Here is a 16,380-nt window from a genome sequence, read left to right as displayed (position 1 = left end):
CCCGTACACCGAAGGTGCCCGTATCGTGGCCGGCCTGGACCGCGTCGGCGTGTCGGCCAGCCCGGCGCGCAACGGCAGCCGCGACGCCTTCACCGAYGGCGCCCGCAGCGGCAACCGCGATGCCTTCACCGAYGGCGCCCGCACCGGCAAGTTCGATGTCTTCACCGAAGGCGCCAACGCCTGAACACAGTCGGAGATGGTTCCGGATCGCGACAGGGGGTAGCCGGCAAGTGCCGGCTATCGCACCCGGTGGGGCGTCCGGCTGGCAATTGCTACTAGTCTGGAGTGCATGATGAATCTACGAGACAGCTTCCTGATCGTGGTCGGCTGGGTCGGGCTCTGCCTGGTCAGCGGCTCTATGGTCACGGTGGTCGCCCAAGTGCTGCCTTCCTGAGCAGCCTGGGTGGCTTTTTGCGACTGCACATGGAATTGGCTTGAGGATCTATCGACAGATAGATAAGATCACGCTATGAAAACGCAATCCGTACGCGAACAACTGCTCGAACATACGCTGGTGCTGATCCGCCGCCGTGGTTTCAACGGCTTCAGCTATCGCGATCTTGCCGAGCTGGTCGGGGTAAAAACCTCGAGCATCCACTATTACTTCCCCGCCAAGGACGACCTGGTGCTGGAAGCGGTGAAGGAATACAGCGCACGCGTCACAGAGCGGATCCGCAACATCGACGCCAGCCTGCCGCCGCATGCCCAAGCCGAGGTGTACCTCAGCTTCCTGCGCAATGCCGCCTGCGGTGACCAGATCTGCCTGGCTGGCATGTTGTCGACCGAAACCCTGTGCCTGCCCGAGACGGTACACGCCGAGCTCAAGACGTTCTACCGCATGAACGAGAACTGGCTGATGGGGTTGATCGAACGCGCGCAGAAGGACTACGACAAGGTCTACCTGGTACCGCCGAAGGCGCTGGCGCAAGTGATCTACGGTGCTTTGCAGAACGGCCTGGTAGTGGCACGCCTGTTCGGCGCGCCCGAACGGCTGGAGGCGGCAGCGCAATTGCTGATGGCTTCGCTGTCGGAGTAGAAGTCAGACCAGGCTAGGAGTCAAACCTCGCACGCCAGTCAAGCAGGAAGGGAAACAGGCAGGACGGCAGACAAGCAGGAAGGCAGGCGCTGAGTTGCGTAGTGTCGCCTGCCCGGTACTACCCGGGACAAGAAGGTTGTCGGAGTTCAGGCGCTGAACCCCGACAGCCTTTTTTCATTTGCGGCGCGCGCGGGCGCCTCCGGCAAGACTCACGCTACTTGCGTTCCACCGCGCGCCAGAACCCGCCATCCTCCACCACAGCCCCGTCGACGACCAGTTTGTTCAGGTGCGCGAGCAGGGAGCGCTGTGCCACCGGCAGCATGCGCTCCGGCACATCGTCGTACACGCGCAGCAGCAGGACTTCGAGCGCACTGTCGCCAAGGTCACGCAGCGCGTTCAGCACCTTGGCCTCGCGCTGCAGCCGGTGCCGGATCAGCGTGCGGATCGCATCGGCTGGCTTTGCCATCAGGAACCCGTGTCCCGGCGCCAGCCACTCCAGGTCCTCCTGCTGCAACGCGGCCAGCGATGCCAGGTAGGCGTGCATGTCGCCGTCGGGCGGATTGATGACAACGGTGGAACCCTGCATCACGTGGTCGCCGGTGAACAGGGTTTTTTCCTCCTCCAGCAGGAAGCACAGGTGATTGGAGGCATGGCCCGGCGTGTGGACTACGCGCAGGGTGCAGTCCCCGCCCAGCGCCAGCCGTTCGCCGTGCTCCAGGACGCGGTCCGGCCGGAAGGTCTGGTCCTGGCGCGGTGTGTCCGGCGCGGGCCGGCCGAGCACGGGCGCGCCGGTGGAGGCCTTCAGCTTCGGCGTGCCCGGGGAGTGGTCGAGGTGGGTATGGGTGGCCAGGATCCAGCGCACCGGTCCGGGCGCCGCGGCTAGCACGGCGGCCAGGTGAGCCTCGTCGTCCGGGCCCGGGTCGATCACCGCCCATTCGTTGGTGGCGGGATCGCCCACGAAATAGGTGTTGGTGCCGGGACCCGTCATCACGCTGCCGTTGCCGGCGGTCACGCGCCATACGCGGTCGGACAGGCGCATGGCCAGGCCGGTCGCCAGCTCGTAGCGAGCATGGCCTTCTCCATGCGGGTCGATGCGCTCGATCTCGGCATAGGGCGGCTCGCTCGGCAGCACGGGGCGCAAGCCACCGCTGCCCTGGGCCAGGCGCGGCATGATGCGCGCCACGCCACGCAGCTGCGCGGCATGGTCGAAGCACGCTTGCGCCGTCTCGAAGCGGGCAATCGCGGTGAGCGTGCGCCGGGTCACCGGCACGAACTTGTAGCCCTTGGCGGCGTCGAGGGCGTCGCTCGGGCGCACCCAGATATGCTCCATCGCTTCATCGCCATCGTGCACGGCAGTCTGGCCTGCCGGCGCCAGGGCGACGAAAAAGCGGGTATCGAAGCGCTTGGGCAGGCCGGGCGGCGTGAGCCAGTGGCTGTGATAGGCGAGGCGGTCCACCGCCAGGCGCACGTCGAGGCGCTCGCAGATCTGCGCCATGCCGGGCCCGCCGCTGCGGGCGGACTGGCGCAGCCAGCCATGCTGTTGCGCATCGCGCGCCTGCAGCGCATCGAGCCCGACCAGCGTGCCGGCGGAATCGCTTGCGAACAGCAGGCCGGCTTCTTCGAAGCATTCGCGCACTGCCGCGAGGTAGAAGTCCAGTCCGCCGTCGGGGACGCCGAGGCGCTGGCTTGCCGCCGCGTCGTCCAGGCCGGCACAGAATGCATGCAGGCTCCGGTCCTGGGGGTCCAGCGTGCCGCCGGGAAAGACGAAGGCGCCGCTGCTGCGATCGTCGTTGCGCTCGGGACGGCGCACCATCAGGACTTCCATGCCTTTGGCACCGTCGCGCACGACCAGGATGCTGGCTGCGTGACGCAGGGAGGAGGGACGTGATGCCGGGGGGGATCTGGGTACGGAATGTGGGGCGTTGCCGCTCTTTTGTTCTTCGCTCATGTCTGGCGGATGTCTCGGTGTGCTGGCAGGGTCAGGCCATAGTGTAGCGGCATCGCCCGGTTATGCCACCGAGGGAAAGCGAGACATGGCTCGCGATGCCTTGCCATGTAATGTGTGGTGCCACGGCGCCGGCTCGCGCATGCCGGGCCCGGCGCGCCTCGGCGATGTCCCGGCTGGCGCGCGAGAAGGCGGGGCCGCCGCGTCTGTCCGCAGTGGTCCGGGGAATCGATAAAGGCGGAGGCATGCTTTGCCGCCTAACATGCAGTCAAAAGCCGGCGCCGATCCGGCCGGATCCACGGGAGGAGGGAAGATGAACCGCAAAGGCCTGATCGATGCAGCCGAAGTCCTGGAAGACCTGGCGGCCGGCCTGCAGCCGGACCACGGCCGCCTGGCCGCGGGGGCCCATGCCCTGGGCGCCATGCATGCCGATCATCCGTCGTGGCGCGATATGACGGACGCCGCCTTCGGCCTGCAGGCGCTGGCCGCCGGCGGCGCGCTGGACCTGGACCAGAAGGGGCGCGCCCGCGCCGCCCGGCTGGCCGAGGTGGTGCGCAGCCTGGTGGACTCGCTCTAGGCGGCAGGGCAGGCGGCAGGCCAGGCGGCACAGGGTGCGCTGCCGGCCCGGCCTGGCTGGACTGCCTAGAAGGCCACCATCGCGAAGTCCTCCTTGCCGACGTCGCACAACGGGCAGCGCCAGTCATCGGGGATATCCTCCCAGCGCGTGCCGGGCGCAATCCCTTCCTCGGGCAGCCCGGCGGCTTCGTCATAGACCCAGCCGCAGATGATGCACACCCACTGCCTGAACTCGATGGCGTTGGAGGGCGACGTCGGTTCTTGCTCCACGGCGGCGTCTTGCGTCGCAGCCGGCGCGGGCGCAGCCGCGACAGCGGGCTCGTCCAGGCTGAATACCAGCGGCGCGGCCGTGCCTTGCCCGGGTGCGGCCAGCTTTTCCTGCAGCAGGGTCAGGAGCCGTTGCGCCTCTTCGGCGGTGAGGTCGATCCAGTACGGGTCTCCCGCACCGTCGTTCAAGCGCGCGGGGGAAAACTGCAGTTCTACTGCGGTGCCTTTCTTGTACATGCCTATGGAAATGAATGCGCGGCCGCCCGGTGGCAGGTCACGCGCGGGGCGGAGCGGAATTGGCGGTGGAGCGACCCCTGCCCGGGTCGGATAGCCCCAGCGGCCCGGCCAGCCATTGCTGGAAATCGGCGACGACATTCTCGTTCAGTTCGTGGCCGATCGGGTAGCGCCGCAAGCTGTGCGCGACGCCGAGTGCATCCAGCCACTGGCCGGCGCGTTGCGCCCAGGTCACGGGCAGCTTGTTGTCGAATTCGCCATGGGCGATGAACGCGGACAAGCCGGCGAGCGCCGCGCGAGGCGCGATATGGGGTTCGATCTCGGGCAGGATGCGGCCGCTCAGCACGGCGAAGCCGGTCACGTCGGCGGGCGCGCTGAGCGCCACGCCGGCGCTCATGATGCCTCCCTGGCTGAAGCCGCCGATCACCGTGCGCACGGGCGGTGCGTCATCTTCCGCGCCCTCCGCGCGGTCCAGCGCATGCAGGGCCCGCACCAGCGTGATCAGCTGGCGGCGGCTGCGGTCCGCTTGCGCGGCGTCGATGGCGGGCGCGCCGCCCTGGAAACTGACTTCGAAGAAGCCATACTGGCCCGGCGCGAACGTGAGCGGCCCGCGCACGAGCACGACCTGCACGCGCGGATCGGTCAGCGCGGCCAGGCCGGCGAGGCTGGTCTCGTTGCTGCCGACGCCGTGCAGCAGGATCAGGCGACCTGCGGGTGCGGCGGCAGGGTGGGCCTGACGCAGACGGTAGCGCAGCCCGCTGGCGGAATCTTCGGTCTGGGGGCCGATCTCGGCACTGCCTGGCAGCATGGGATCTCCTTGGTCAGGCCGCGACCGGCGCGGCGGCGGCCTGCGGCTGGCCGAAGACATAGGACTCCATCGACAACACGCCGTAGTCGATGCCGCCGTCGATCACCTGCAGCGCTTCGCCGGCCACGGCCGCGCCGACGGCCACCAGCAGCGGCAGGAAATGCTCGTCGGTGGGATGCGCGCGGGCGGCATCCGGCGCCAGCCGCCGATAGTCGAGCAACGCGGCGGTATCGCCGTCCTGCATGGCCTTGCGTACGGCTTCGCGCACCCAGGCCGTGAACCTGGCGACGTAGGGCGCATCGGTGCCGTCGCGGCCGCGGAACTCGTAGAGGTTGTGCGTCATGCTGCCCGAGGCCACGATCAGCACGCCCTGGTCACGCAGCGGCGCGAGCGCGCGCCCCAGCGCCAGTGCGCCGGCCGGGTCCAGCGGCTGGGGCAGCGAGACCTGGAACACTGGCACATGGGCATCCGGGTACAGATGCCGGACCGGCACCCAGGCGCCATGGTCCAGGCCGCGCTGCGGATCGGCACGGGCAGGGATGCCGGCCTCGCCCAGCAGGGCCACGGTGCGCATGGCCAGGTCGGGATGCCCCGCCACCGGATAGCGCAGCGCGTACAAGGCCGGGGGGAAGCCGCCGAAATCGTGGATGGTTTCCGGGCGTTCGGTGGTCGTCACGCCAACGCCGCCGCGCGTCATCCAGTGTGGCGACACCACCAGCACGGCCTTCGGCGTGGGCAGGGCGCGGCCTAGCGCGGTCAGTTGCGGGCCTGCCAGGCCAGGCTCGATGGCAAAGGTGGGTGCGCCGTGCGAAACGAACAGGGCGGGAAGTGCGGCTGACATGAATACGCTCCGATGGGCCGCGGCACGCCGGCTTGCGCGGGCGTCATGGCCGATTTCGATGGCGCAAGTGTATTAGCTTCGCTGGCCACGATAAACGGCAATCCATGTGATATATAGTCTCGAAAATCGGGACAATCGAATCAAGAGACGAGGACGCCATGGACCGGGCCCTGGAAATGAGTGTGTTCGCCGCGGTGGTCGAGGCGGGCAGCTTTGTCGGAGCGGTGGAGGGCCTGCGCATGTCGAAGGCCGCGGTGTCGCGCCATGTGGATGCGCTGGAGCAGCGTCTGGGCGTGCGGCTGTTGCAGCGCACCACCCGCCGCCTGTCGCTGACCGAGGAAGGCAGGATCTTCTACCAGCGTGCCAAGGAAGTGCTCGGCGCGCTGGACGATGCCGAAGCCGAGATCACCTCGCGCACGCGCGAGCCGAGCGGGCTGATCCGCATCAACGTGCCGCTGACCTTCGGCATCATGCATCTCGCGCCGCTGTGGAGCGCCTTCATGGAAGCGCATCCGCAGGTCGATCTGGACATTACCCTCAACGATCGCGTGGTGGACCTGGTCGACGAAGGCTATGACATGGCCGTGCGCATCGGAGATATGCCAAGTTCGGCACTGATCAGCCGCCGGCTTGCCGGCACCCGCATGACCCTGTGCGCCTCGCCGGCCTACCTGCAGCGGCACGGCGAGCCGCGCCATCCGCATGAACTGGCGAAGCACCGCGTGCTGGCATACGCCAACTGGTCCGGCCGCGACGAATGGCACTTCGAAGGCCCGGATGGCAAGGTGAGCGTGAGCACCCGCGCGCGCGTCTATGCCAACAACGGCGACACCTGCCGCGCCATCGCGCTGGCGCACGGCGGCATCATGCTGCAACCCAGTTTCCTGCTGCAGGAAGACTTGCGCAGCGGCGCGCTGGTCGAGCTGATGCCGGCATATCGGGCGGGCGAACTGGGGGTCTACGCCGTCTACCCGACGCGCAAGCAGCTGCCGCTCAAGGTGCGGCGGCTGGTGGACTACCTTGTGCAGGCATTCGCCAGTGTGTCGTGGGAGAGCGGGCCGGGCGGCGACGCTTCTTCGGCGGGGCCGGGCTAGCCGGACTACCCGGCGGCGCCCGCTGCCGTGACCGATGTGGCCGCAGTGGCCGCAGTGGCTGCAGTGGCTGCAGTGGCTGCGGCTTCCGCAACGATCGCCTCAGGCGCCGCGGCCACCTTCGGCTGTGGTCCGGCGGACACCACGTCATGCACGAAGCGCAGCTTCTCGACCGCCTTCGGCGAGAGCGCGAACGGGTAGCCGTCGGCAAGGCCCAGGCTGCGGTTCAGGCTGTTGAGTACATAGGTCAGCGGATACCAGCGGTTCATCAGGCTATCGAAGCTGGATTCCTCCACCGGCGTCTGGTCCGTCAGTACGGGCTCCCCGGCGGTACTCGGCTTGAGCGCCAGCCCGCAGGCCGCGGCGGTGTCCACCGTATCGACGATATGGAGGTAGTGCGCCCATGTCTCCGCCCAGTCCTCCCACGGATGCATGGCCGCGTAGGCGCTCACGTGCGCCTGCTCCCAGCCGTCCGTCGCGCCTTGCTCGTAATGCGCCGCCAGCGTGTCGGCGTAGTCCACGCGCTCATCGCCGAACAAGGCGCGGAACGGCACGATCCAGTGCGTGCCGGCAACCAGCCGGTCGAAATAGTAGTGGCCGATCTCGTGCCGGAAGTGGCCGAGCAGCGTGCGGTAGGGCTCGCCCATCTCCGAGCGGGTCTTCTCCCGGTGCGCGTCGTCGGCCTCCGCGATATTCATGGTGATGAGCCCGTTGTCGTGGCCCGTCATCACGCGCTCGTCGCCGACGTCCTCGAGGAAATCGAACTGCAGGCCGCCCTCCGGATCGGCTTCGCGCGAAACCACCGGCAGGCCGAGCGCGGCCAGCGTGTAGAGCGCCCGCCGTTTCGCCGTCTCCAGCCGCCACCAGTAGAGGCGGTTGTTCGGCGTCGCCAGGAACGGCGTCGTGCGGGTCAGTTCGCACGACTCGCAAAGCGTGTCCTCGGAATCCGCCGGAATCATCCAGTTGCAGACATCCTGGACCGCGTAGTTGTGGCACTGCTTGTAGAGCGCGCCGTCGGCCCCCTCGTTCAGGCAGCGCCAGAGCCCGTCGCCGGCAGGCTCGAACGCGCACACCTGCGAAATCGCCGGGACATAGCCGAGCAAGGCATTGCACCGCTCGCAGGACACGTTCTCGAAGAACACCAGGTTGCTGCATTTTCCGCAGTGGAAAGTCTTCATGGCTCGTCCCTGTGATCCTTGTGACCCTGCGACCCTGCCGATCCGGCCGCACCGCCAAGCAGCCGGTGCCGTTCGTACCCTCCGGCCGATCTTGCCGCAAGTGTGCCGCGTGTGCCGCGTGTGCCGCCAGCGCATGTCACGTCCGCCGGGCAAAAGGCCGGCACCAGCCGGCACGCCAAGTCCGGGCTGCAAGTTTTACATGGCGGCGTTACAACCGCGTGGGCCAAGATCGCGCAGCCGGGTCGTCGGGTGGCCCGGCAGCGATCGCGGCTATCGCAGCTTATCGATGCTATTGCTGGGGGGAATCCCTGCCGGTCCTGGCGGTGCGGTCGGCCGGCTGCGTGCTCTGCGGGTCCCGCTGGCCGGGCTGGGCGGTCTTGCGGCCTTCACCGGGCTGTTCGATATGGTTTCGTTGCCGGGAGCCGCCGCGTTCCGCCGGGCTCCGCACTCCATGCGGGGGATTCATGGTCATCTCCGTTTGCTGTGGCTTGTGCATGGCTGGCCGGGGGCGTCGCCGAAGGCGCGCTGCCGCCATGCTATCCGGATCGAGCAAGAGGCGTGCCACGAAAGAGGTGGCCGCGGCGGGGGGCGGGAGGGCCGGCAGAAAGCCGTCCGGCGTGAGATCATGGCCGCCTGTTTTCTCAACTTCGGCAAGGGGAGTATCGAATGACCATGGCAAAGGAAAAAGCCATCCTTGCGGGCGGCTGCTTCTGGGGCATGCAGGATTTGCTGCGCCGCTATCCCGGCGTGCTCGCCACGCGCGTCGGCTATAGCGGCGGCGACGTCGCCAACGCTACCTACAGGAGCCACGGCACGCATGCCGAGGCGATCGAGATCGTCTTCGATCCGCAGAAGATCAGCTACCGCCAGATCCTGGAATTCTTCTTCCAGATCCATGACCCGACCACGCGCAACCGTCAGGGCAACGATGTCGGCACGAGCTATCGCTCGGCGATCTTCTACGCGGACGACAAGCAGAAGCAGGTAGCCGAAGCCACCATCGCGGATGTCGACGCGTCGGGAGTCTGGCCGGGCAAGGTCGCAACGGAACTGGCCCCGGCGGGACCGTTCTGGGAGGCGGAGCCGGAACACCAGGATTACCTCGAACGCTACCCTTCGGGCTATACCTGTCACTTCGTCCGGCCGAACTGGCGGCTGCCGGCAAAGGCCGGGGCCGGCGGCTGAGGCCGCGGCTACAGATACAGCTACGGCACCTTCAGGCGCATGAAGAACCGTGAAGGTGCATGAAGGCGGCCCAGGGCGCCTTTGCGAAGGCCGCCGGGCCGGCATGGGTGCGTGGCACTCAGTCGGCTTCGCCGCGGCGCAGGACTTCGCCTAGCGCGGCTTCGATCTTCGCCGCGATTTCCTGAAGCGGCCCGGCAAAACGCCGGATGGCTTCCTGCGCGTCGATGGCAGCCGACAGATACACGACATTGAGGCTGCCCAGCACGCGCTCGCCGTGCCGCAGCGGTACGGCCAGCCCGCCGATCTTCCTTTGCTCGGCCCAGTCGCCGCGATTGGTGCTGAAGCCGTCGGCACGCACGCGTTCCACCAGCTTGCGTATGAAGACTGCATCGTTGGCCAGGGCGGCCTGTTCGGCACCGCCCGCGCCCGCACGCAACATGTTCAGCATGTTCTCGCGCTGGACCTCGCTGCAGTAGGCCAGGTAGGCACGCCCGGCCGACGTCAGCAGCAGCGGCAACCGCCGCCCCACCATGGCGCGGTGGAACGACAGCGGACTGAAGCGATGCGTGGTCTCGCGGATGATCATCGCGTCCCCGTCCGGCGTGACAAGGTCCGAAGGCCACGCCACGCGCTGCAGGAGTTCTCCCATCAGCGGCGCGGCCACCGTCGAGATCCACTCGTCATCGGTGAACCCTTCGCTCAGCCCGCGCACCTGCAGCGTCAGCCGGTAGCTTTCATCGGAATCGCTGCGCCTCACCAGGCCTTCGGTCATCAGCGTCTCCAGCAGGCGGCGCACCGTGGTGCGGTGCAGGCCGGTTTGCTCGCTGAGTTGCTGCGCGGTGGCGCGCCCGCTCTCCATGCGGTTGAGCGCCTGCAATACCGCCAGCCCGCGCGACAGGCCGCGCACGCTGGCATACGTCGAAGATCTTGCCGTTGTCGAGACAGGCACAAAAATCCTTTATAAATCAACGATGTGCATTCCTTGCACATGTTGAACGTTTTTTTGTCGCCTGACAAGCCGGTCACTAGACTCGCTTCATCACACAGATCAGCAAGTTCAGCGGCCGCCCGGGCCGACATGACGATAAATCAGGAGCAAAGATGTCCAATGCCGTTTCCCCCGCTGTCAATCCGTCCACCGCCCGACTGCCGTACGAGAGCATCTGGGGCGAGTTGCGCGGCGTCACCTTCAGCCAGGGCTGGCTCGACGCAAACGGAATCCGCACGCGTTACCTGCACGCAGGCAGCGACGACAAGCCCGCGCTGATCCTGCTGCATGGCGTCGGCGGCCATGCCGAAGCTTATGTGCGCAACCTGCAGGCGCATGCCGGGCACTTCAATGTGTGGGCCATCGACATGATCGGCCACGGCTGGACGGACAAGCCCGATGGCCCGCGCGAGGTGTCGGCCTACGTCGATCACGTGATCGGCGTGCTCGATACCCTGGGCATCGGGCGCGCGTCGTTCTCCGGCGAGTCGCTGGGCGGCTGGGTGGCATCGCGCCTGGCGATCGATCATCCGGAGCGCGTCGAGCGGCTGGTGCTGAACACGGCGGGCGGCTCGCAGGCCGATCCGGTCGTCATGGAGCGGCTCAAGACGCTGTCGATGCGTGCCGTGGAAGACCCCGGCTGGGACTTCATCAAGGCACGCGTGGAATGGCTGATGGCCGACAAGCGCAAGGCCTTCGACGACCTGATCGCCACGCGCCAGGCCATCTATGCCCAGCCCGGCATGGTCGAGGCCCAGCGCGGCAACATGGTGCTGCAGGACATGGAAACGCGACAGCGCAATATCCTGCGCGCGCAGGACTACGGCCGCATCCAGGCACCCACGCTGGTGCTGTGGACCTCCGACGATCCCACCGCCGACGTGTCCGAAGGACGCCGCATCGCGACCATGATCCCGGGCGCGCTGTTCACCGTGATGGACGGCTGCGGGCACTGGCCGCAGTTCGAGGATGCCGAGACCTTCAACCGCATCCATCTCAACTTCCTGCAGGGCAGGGCGGTGCCGGAAGCGACCACCGTCTGACCTGAAAAAAGCAAGGAGGAGACATGAGCAACGCCATCGAGATGGCGGCGGGAGACGGCCGCCCCCAGGATCTGACGACTGACGTGGCCATCATCGGCGCCGGCCCGGTCGGACTGATGATCGCCAATATCCTCGGCCTGCAGGGCGTGCGCGTCGCGCTGGTCGAGAAGCTCGACGAGATCATCGACTACCCCCGCGCGATCGGCCTCGACGACGAGGCCCTGCGCGTGTTCCAGTCGGTGGGTCTGGCCGAAGTGCTGCTGCCGCATACGACACCGCACCACTGGATGCGCTTCGTCACGCCGGGCGGCCGCTGCTTTGCCTCGATCGAGCCCCGCACCGATGAATTCGGCTGGTCGCGCCGCAATGCCTTTATCCAGCCGCTGGCCGATCGCGTGCTCTACGAAGGGCTGGCGCGCTTCCCGCACGTCAGGATCCTGTTTGGCCAGACCGTGTCCGGCTTCACCCAGGACAACAGCGGCGTGACGATACGCACGACCGGTGCCACGGGCGCCGAAACGGTGCTGCGCGCGGGTTACCTGGTGGGCGCGGATGGCGGCAACAGCTTCGTGCGGCGCAGCCTCGATATTCCGTTCGAGGGCCGCACCAAGCCGAACCAGTGGATCGTCGTCGACGTGCGCAACGATCCGATCGGCACGCCCCATATCTATATGCATTGCGATCCGGAGCGCCCCTATGTGTCCGCGGCGCTGCCCCATGGCGTGCGCCGCTTCGAGTTCATGGTGATGCCGGGCGAAACCGAGGAAGAGTTGTCGAGGCCGGAGAACCTGGCCGCGCTGATGCGCAAGCTGGTACCGGAGCCGGACAAGGTCGACTACATCCGCAAGCGCGTCTACACGCACAACGCCCGCCTGGCACGCAGCTTCCGCTCCGGGCGCGTGCTGCTGGCCGGCGACGCGGCCCACATCATGCCGGTGTGGCAGGGGCAGGGCTACAACAGCGGCATCCGCGATGCGGCCAACGTGGCCTGGAAGCTTGCGATGGTGGTCAAGGGCCAGGCGCAGGAGCGCCTGCTCGATACCTATGGCATGGAGCGGCGCGCGCACGCCCGCTCGATGATCCACCTGTCCGAGGTGGCGGGAGACATCTTCGCCCCGGCCAGCCGCACGGGTGCGCGCCTGCGCGACGGGTTCACGCGGGTCATGAACGCCTTCCCGCCGGTCAAGCAGTATTTCGTGGAGATGCGCTTCAAGCCGATGCCGCGCTATGAAAGCGGGGTGGTGCTGTTGCCCGAGCGCGATGCCGCGCCGGGTTTCCTGGCGCGGCGCCTGGAGCGCGCCGGCAACTCGGCATTGGGCCGCCTGCTCGGACTGATGTGCGAGAAGCGCGAGTCGCTGGTCGGGCGCATCGTGCACGGCCGCGATCCGGCCGGCAACTCGCCGGTGGGCCGGATGTTCATCCAGCCGATGGTGCGCACGGAGCAGGGAAGCGTCATGCGCCTGGACGACGTGATCGGCAACCGCCTCGCCATCGTCGGCTGGGGCACCGATCCCACCTTTGGCCTGACGCCGCAGGCACGGGTGGTGTGGGAGCGGCTCGGTGCCTGCTTCGTGATCGCCAAGCCCGACCCGCAACTGGCCTACCGCGCCGACGTTCCGCCCGGGGTCATCGCCGTGGGGGACGTCCAGGGCCGGCTCAAGGACTGGTTCGGCAGGCAGCCCCATGCCATGGTGCTGCTCAGGCCGGACCGCTTCGTCGCCGGGACGTGCTCGCCGCAGGAGGTGTCGCAGTCGATCATGGCGCTGGCCGACAAGCTGGCGCTGGTGCCCGCCGCCGGCACGGCGCACGCGGACGGCGCGTGCCTGCCCGCGCGCGGCATGGCGCCGGATGGCCAGGTCCTGGCGCTCGCCGGAGGGAGCCCGGCATGACGATCCATCTGGAGTGCCTTTCGCACACGCCGCTGCACGGTTATTTCGACCCGGACCCGGCCATCGTCGCCGAGGTGGAGGCGGTGCAGGCGGCAGCGCGCGCCCGCGTCCGGGCCTTTGATCCGGAACTGGTGATCGCCTTCGCGCCCGACCACTACAACGGTTTCTTCTACGACGTGATGCCGCCGTTCTGCATTGGCGCGGCGGCCACCGCGATCGGCGATTTCAAGAGCCTGGCCGGGCCGCTCGACGTGCCGCGCCAGACCGCGCTGGCGCTGGCCGATGCGGTGCTGGCCGCCGATATCGATGTCGCCGTGTCGTACCGCATGCAGGTCGACCACGGCTGCGCGCAGGCGCTGGAGGTCCTGACCGGCGGCCTCGACCGCTATCCCGTCATCCCGGTCTTTATCAATTCCGTCGCGCCGCCGATGGCCTCGTGCCGGCGGGCACGCTTGCTGGGTGACGCGATCGGGCGGTTTGCCGGGCGCCTGGGCAAGCGGGTCCTGGTGATCGGATCGGGCGGCATCTCGCACGAGCCGCCGGTACCCGAGATCGAGCCCGCCATCGCCGCGGGCCACGCAGAGAACGTCGAACGGCTGATCGCGGGGCGCAATCCTTCGCCCGAATCCCGCGCCGCCCGGCAGGCACGCACCATCGCCGCCGCCAGCGCATTCTGCGCGGGCGACAGTGCGCTGCACGCGCTCAATCCCGAGTGGGACCGGGCCTTCCTTGCCTTGCTGGCCAGGCGCGAGCTGACGGCGGTAGACGGCATGACCGACGAGGCCATCACGCGCGAGGGCGGCAAGTCCGCGCACGAGATCCGCACCTGGATCGCGGCCTTCGGCGCGCTGGCGGCGGGCGGGCGCTACCAGGCCGAGATCGACTACTACCGTCCGATCCCGGAATGGATCGCCGGCTTTGGTGTCATGCACGGCCGCTGCGCCACGCAAGCGGCATCTCTTCATCAACCCGAACGCTTCGATTGCCATGCAAATGACCACTAGCCAGCAGACCGTACTCGCGCTCGCCGAGCGCCTGCGCCGCGCGGAAGCCGACCGCGTCCCCATCGGGCCCTTGCGCGACGAGATCGCGGGCGGCGGTGCCGGTGTCGCCTACGCGATCCAGCGCGCCAACGTCGACGCCTGGCGCGAGCAGGGCCGCCGCGTGATCGGGCGCAAGATCGGCCTGACCTCGCTGGCGGTCCAGCGCCAGCTGGGCGTCGACCAGCCGGACTTCGGCACCTTGTTCGCCGACATGGTCTATGGCGACGACGAACCCATTCCCGTGGCCCGCACCCTGCAACCCAAGGCCGAGGCCGAGGTGGCGCTGGTGCTCAAGCACGACGTGCCCGCCATCGACGCGACGCTGGTCGATCTCATCAATGCGGTCGACTATGTGCTGCCCGCCATCGAGGTGGTCGGCAGCCGCATCGACAAATGGAATATCTCCTACGTCGACACCGTGGCGGACAACGCTTCCAGCGGGCTGGTGGTGCTGGGTGCGGTCCCGGTGCCGCTGGCGGGCCTGGACCTGAAGACCGTGCAGATGGAGATGTTCCGCGCGGATACGCGGGTATCGGCCGGCACCGGTTCAGACTGCCTCGGCCATCCGCTCAACGCCGCGGTATGGCTTGCCCGCAAGCTGGCATCGCTGGGCGATCCGCTGCGCGCCGGGGACCTGATCCTGACCGGGGCGCTTGGCCCGATGGTGGCGGTGGAACCCGGGCAGGTCTACGAAGCACGCATCGCCGGCGTCGGCACCGTTCGCGCCCGCTTCGCGCAAGACTGATCCCCGGCCTTCGCCTAGATTCGCCGGGATTCACCGGGAACCCCGCAGCAGCTTCACTTCGCAACACCCTCATCACGGGCACAGAGGCCGCGGTAGCGGCTCGCCCGACCAAAACGACAGGAGACAAGCCGTGCAGACCCAGACCCAGACCCTGACCCAGACTCTGAGCCTCAAGCCGCTCTTGCTGAGCGCCATCGTCGCCACCGTCGCTTCGCTGGCCGCGCCCCTGGCCATGGCAGACACCTATCCGAGCCGGCCAGTCACCCTGGTCGTGCCGTTCCCCGCCGGCGGCGTCACCGACATGATTGCGCGCCAGCTCGCGCAGCAGATGCAGACCGGCCTGGGCAAACCGGTGGTGGTGGAGAACCGGCCGGGCGGCGGCGGGCAGATTGCCGCGCAGGCGGTCAAGCGCGCCGAGGCGGACGGCTACACGGTCTTCATCGGCGCCACCGAGATGTTCGCCATCAACCCGGGCCTGTACCGCAACTTCTCCTATGATCCGCTGAAGGACTTCAAGCCGGTCACCGCGCTGGCCGGCTCGCCGCTGGTGCTCGTGGTGCCGGTGGGCAGCCCCGTGAATTCGGTGAGCGACCTGGTCCAGCTCTCGCGCAGCAAAGGCAGCGGCGTGAACTATGCCTCCCAGGGCATCGGCTCGATCGGCCACCTGCTTGGCGGCCTGTTCGCCGACAAGTCCGGCGGCCACCTGACCCATGTCGCCTACAAGGGCTCCGCTCCCGCCTTGCAGGACGTGATGGCCGGCCAGGTGGACATGATGTTCGATCCCGTCATCACCACCTCGCCGCTTATCAAGGGCGGCAAGGTCAAGCCGCTGGCGATCGCGTCGCAGCGGCGCTCCGCCCAGTTGCCCGAGGTCAAGACGCTGTCGGAGCTGGGTGTCAAGGGGCTCGACGCGGGGGTCTGGTTCGGCATGGTGGTCAAGGCCGGCACGCCCGACGCCATCATCAGCCGACTGAACGAGGAAGCGCTCAAGGCGCTGAAATCGCCGGAAATCGTCAGGCGCTTCACCGATCAGGGCCTCGAGCCCATGCCCATGACACCGCCGCAGTTCGGCGCCTTCCTCAACAGCGAAAACGCGCGCTGGGCGCCGCTGGTCAAGGCCAGCGGGGCCAGCGTCGAGTAAGCCCTGGCGGAGAATCCACGATGACACGCAAGCTCAAGGCCGCCATCGTCGTTCAGGCAATATCGGCACCGACCTGATGGTCGAACCGGGGCGGCGCGGGATGGTGGGCGGGCAGGAGGACATGATCGTCGACGTGGCGCTCGACCTGCTCGAAGGGCGTGCTGGCGGCGAAGGTGCCGGCTCGCGTCGCGCAGCCTGAACCGGGCAATGGTGCCGTGGGCGGCGCGTCTGTCGGGCGGACGCGTTCGCGCTGCGGCGATGCCAGGAAAAAAGGCCGGCATGCATGCCGGCCAAACGTCCTTGCACCCGGTAAGGAAATGACAAGGTCGATATGATCTTTGGCGGCGGGCCCCGAAAGCCCCGCCGGGTC

The 16,380-nt window shown here is 68.0% G+C and carries 15 protein-coding genes and 2 pseudogenes; 11 read left to right on the top strand and 6 right to left on the bottom strand.

Annotated elements, in window-relative coordinates:
* A pseudogene (locus AB4Z48_RS27535) lies at nt 1–184 on the top strand (copper resistance protein CopQ); the annotation flags it as partial.
* Between the two features lie 285 nt (nt 185–469).
* The gene (locus AB4Z48_RS27530) at nt 470–1,036 is read left to right on the top strand and encodes a TetR/AcrR family transcriptional regulator (protein ID WP_441619841.1); all 567 of its coding nucleotides are present in this window, start codon (nt 470–472) and stop codon (nt 1,034–1,036) included.
* Between the two features lie 214 nt (nt 1,037–1,250).
* Here the strand turns inward: AB4Z48_RS27530 and AB4Z48_RS27525 are convergent, their stop codons facing one another.
* On the bottom strand, nt 1,251–2,984 hold the full coding sequence (locus AB4Z48_RS27525) for an MBL fold metallo-hydrolase (protein ID WP_441619839.1): 1,734 nt from the start codon (nt 2,982–2,984) through the stop codon (nt 1,251–1,253).
* A gap of 310 nt (nt 2,985–3,294) precedes the next feature.
* Here AB4Z48_RS27525 and AB4Z48_RS27520 point away from each other — a divergent pair, with 310 nt between their 5' ends.
* Nucleotides 3,295–3,558 carry a hypothetical protein gene (locus AB4Z48_RS27520; protein WP_441619837.1) on the top strand — a complete coding sequence of 88 codons (264 nt, stop codon included), beginning with the start codon at nt 3,295–3,297 and terminating at the stop codon, nt 3,556–3,558.
* 65 nt (nt 3,559–3,623) lie between these two features.
* Here the strand turns inward: AB4Z48_RS27520 and AB4Z48_RS27515 are convergent, their stop codons facing one another.
* The 3 genes from AB4Z48_RS27515 to AB4Z48_RS27505 are packed head-to-tail and all read right to left on the bottom strand — an operon-like array spanning nt 3,624 to nt 5,707.
* Entirely contained in the window at nt 3,624–4,061 is a 438-nt protein-coding gene (locus AB4Z48_RS27515) for a rubredoxin (RefSeq protein ID WP_441619835.1), read from the bottom strand.
* Nucleotides 4,062–4,098: 37 nt separating this feature from the next.
* Entirely contained in the window at nt 4,099–4,866 is a 768-nt protein-coding gene (locus tag AB4Z48_RS27510) for an alpha/beta hydrolase (protein WP_441619834.1), read from the bottom strand.
* A 13-nt stretch (nt 4,867–4,879) separates the two neighbouring features.
* Complete coding sequence (locus tag AB4Z48_RS27505; RefSeq protein ID WP_441619832.1) at nt 4,880–5,707, bottom strand: dioxygenase family protein; 828 nt, start codon at nt 5,705–5,707, stop codon at nt 4,880–4,882.
* A gap of 158 nt (nt 5,708–5,865) precedes the next feature.
* Here AB4Z48_RS27505 and AB4Z48_RS27500 point away from each other — a divergent pair, with 158 nt between their 5' ends.
* Entirely contained in the window at nt 5,866–6,801 is a 936-nt protein-coding gene (locus tag AB4Z48_RS27500) for a LysR family transcriptional regulator (protein ID WP_441619830.1), read from the top strand.
* Nucleotides 6,802–6,806: 5 nt separating this feature from the next.
* On the opposite strand, the gene AB4Z48_RS27495 is transcribed toward AB4Z48_RS27500, so the two are convergent.
* Complete coding sequence (locus AB4Z48_RS27495; protein ID WP_441619828.1) at nt 6,807–7,976, bottom strand: zinc-binding metallopeptidase family protein; 1,170 nt, start codon at nt 7,974–7,976, stop codon at nt 6,807–6,809.
* Between the two features lie 666 nt (nt 7,977–8,642).
* On the opposite strand from AB4Z48_RS27495, the gene msrA reads away from it, so the two are divergent.
* A complete protein-coding gene (msrA, locus tag AB4Z48_RS27490; RefSeq protein ID WP_441619826.1) occupies nt 8,643–9,161 on the top strand; it encodes a peptide-methionine (S)-S-oxide reductase MsrA in 519 nt (172 codons plus the stop codon).
* 118 nt (nt 9,162–9,279) lie between these two features.
* On the opposite strand, the gene AB4Z48_RS27485 is transcribed toward msrA, so the two are convergent.
* Nucleotides 9,280–10,110 (bottom strand): DNA-binding transcriptional regulator, encoded by an 831-nt coding sequence (locus tag AB4Z48_RS27485; protein ID WP_441619824.1) that lies wholly within the window; start codon nt 10,108–10,110, stop codon nt 9,280–9,282.
* A gap of 152 nt (nt 10,111–10,262) precedes the next feature.
* Here AB4Z48_RS27485 and AB4Z48_RS27480 point away from each other — a divergent pair, with 152 nt between their 5' ends.
* The 6 genes and pseudogenes from AB4Z48_RS27480 to AB4Z48_RS27455 all read left to right on the top strand — a co-directional run.
* Nucleotides 10,263–11,192 (top strand): alpha/beta fold hydrolase, encoded by a 930-nt coding sequence (locus AB4Z48_RS27480; RefSeq protein WP_441619822.1) that lies wholly within the window; start codon nt 10,263–10,265, stop codon nt 11,190–11,192.
* A gap of 23 nt (nt 11,193–11,215) precedes the next feature.
* On the top strand, nt 11,216–13,081 hold the full coding sequence (locus AB4Z48_RS27475) for a bifunctional 3-(3-hydroxy-phenyl)propionate/3-hydroxycinnamic acid hydroxylase (RefSeq protein WP_441619820.1): 1,866 nt from the start codon (nt 11,216–11,218) through the stop codon (nt 13,079–13,081).
* On the top strand, nt 13,078–14,085 hold the full coding sequence (locus AB4Z48_RS27470; protein ID WP_441619818.1) for a 3-carboxyethylcatechol 2,3-dioxygenase: 1,008 nt from the start codon (nt 13,078–13,080) through the stop codon (nt 14,083–14,085). Before AB4Z48_RS27475 ends, AB4Z48_RS27470 begins: the two co-directional genes overlap by 4 nt.
* A complete protein-coding gene (gene mhpD / locus AB4Z48_RS27465) occupies nt 14,069–14,869 on the top strand; it encodes a 2-keto-4-pentenoate hydratase (RefSeq protein WP_441619816.1) in 801 nt (266 codons plus the stop codon). The genes AB4Z48_RS27470 and mhpD overlap by 17 nt, the downstream gene beginning before the upstream one ends.
* Nucleotides 14,870–14,999: 130 nt before the next feature.
* Nucleotides 15,000–16,010, top strand: a complete 1,011-nt coding sequence (locus AB4Z48_RS27460; protein WP_441619814.1) for a Bug family tripartite tricarboxylate transporter substrate binding protein — start codon at nt 15,000–15,002, stop codon at nt 16,008–16,010.
* A 70-nt stretch (nt 16,011–16,080) separates the two neighbouring features.
* Nucleotides 16,081–16,209: pseudogene (locus AB4Z48_RS27455) on the top strand (4-hydroxy-2-oxovalerate aldolase); the annotation flags it as partial.
* Nucleotides 16,210–16,380: the final 171 nt, after the last annotated feature.

Origin of the sequence: Cupriavidus sp. 2TAF22 (assembly GCF_052115045.1) — a bacterium.
GTDB lineage: Bacteria > Pseudomonadota > Gammaproteobacteria > Burkholderiales > Burkholderiaceae > Cupriavidus.
The sequence above is the reverse complement of the archived record's forward strand: the minus strand, read 5'-3'. Positions and strand labels throughout refer to the sequence as shown.

What these genes read in the sequence shown, in the direction of transcription:
- AB4Z48_RS27510 (WP_441619834.1), bottom strand. Translation starts at nt 4,866, where the DNA reads ATGCTGCCAGGCAGTGCCGAGATCGGCCCCCAGACCGAAGATTCCGCC.
- AB4Z48_RS27515 (WP_441619835.1), bottom strand. Translation starts at nt 4,061, where the DNA reads ATGTACAAGAAAGGCACCGCAGTAGAACTGCAGTTTTCCCCCGCGCGC.
- msrA (WP_441619826.1), top strand. Translation starts at nt 8,643, where the DNA reads ATGACCATGGCAAAGGAAAAAGCCATCCTTGCGGGCGGCTGCTTCTGG.
- mhpD (WP_441619816.1), top strand. Translation starts at nt 14,069, where the DNA reads ATGCAAATGACCACTAGCCAGCAGACCGTACTCGCGCTCGCCGAGCGC.
- AB4Z48_RS27475 (WP_441619820.1), top strand. Translation starts at nt 11,216, where the DNA reads ATGAGCAACGCCATCGAGATGGCGGCGGGAGACGGCCGCCCCCAGGAT.
- AB4Z48_RS27470 (WP_441619818.1), top strand. Translation starts at nt 13,078, where the DNA reads ATGACGATCCATCTGGAGTGCCTTTCGCACACGCCGCTGCACGGTTAT.
- AB4Z48_RS27530 (WP_441619841.1), top strand. Translation starts at nt 470, where the DNA reads ATGAAAACGCAATCCGTACGCGAACAACTGCTCGAACATACGCTGGTG.
- AB4Z48_RS27495 (WP_441619828.1), bottom strand. Translation starts at nt 7,976, where the DNA reads ATGAAGACTTTCCACTGCGGAAAATGCAGCAACCTGGTGTTCTTCGAG.
- AB4Z48_RS27500 (WP_441619830.1), top strand. Translation starts at nt 5,866, where the DNA reads ATGGACCGGGCCCTGGAAATGAGTGTGTTCGCCGCGGTGGTCGAGGCG.
- AB4Z48_RS27525 (WP_441619839.1), bottom strand. Translation starts at nt 2,984, where the DNA reads ATGAGCGAAGAACAAAAGAGCGGCAACGCCCCACATTCCGTACCCAGA.
- AB4Z48_RS27505 (WP_441619832.1), bottom strand. Translation starts at nt 5,707, where the DNA reads ATGTCAGCCGCACTTCCCGCCCTGTTCGTTTCGCACGGCGCACCCACC.
- AB4Z48_RS27520 (WP_441619837.1), top strand. Translation starts at nt 3,295, where the DNA reads ATGAACCGCAAAGGCCTGATCGATGCAGCCGAAGTCCTGGAAGACCTG.
- AB4Z48_RS27480 (WP_441619822.1), top strand. Translation starts at nt 10,263, where the DNA reads ATGTCCAATGCCGTTTCCCCCGCTGTCAATCCGTCCACCGCCCGACTG.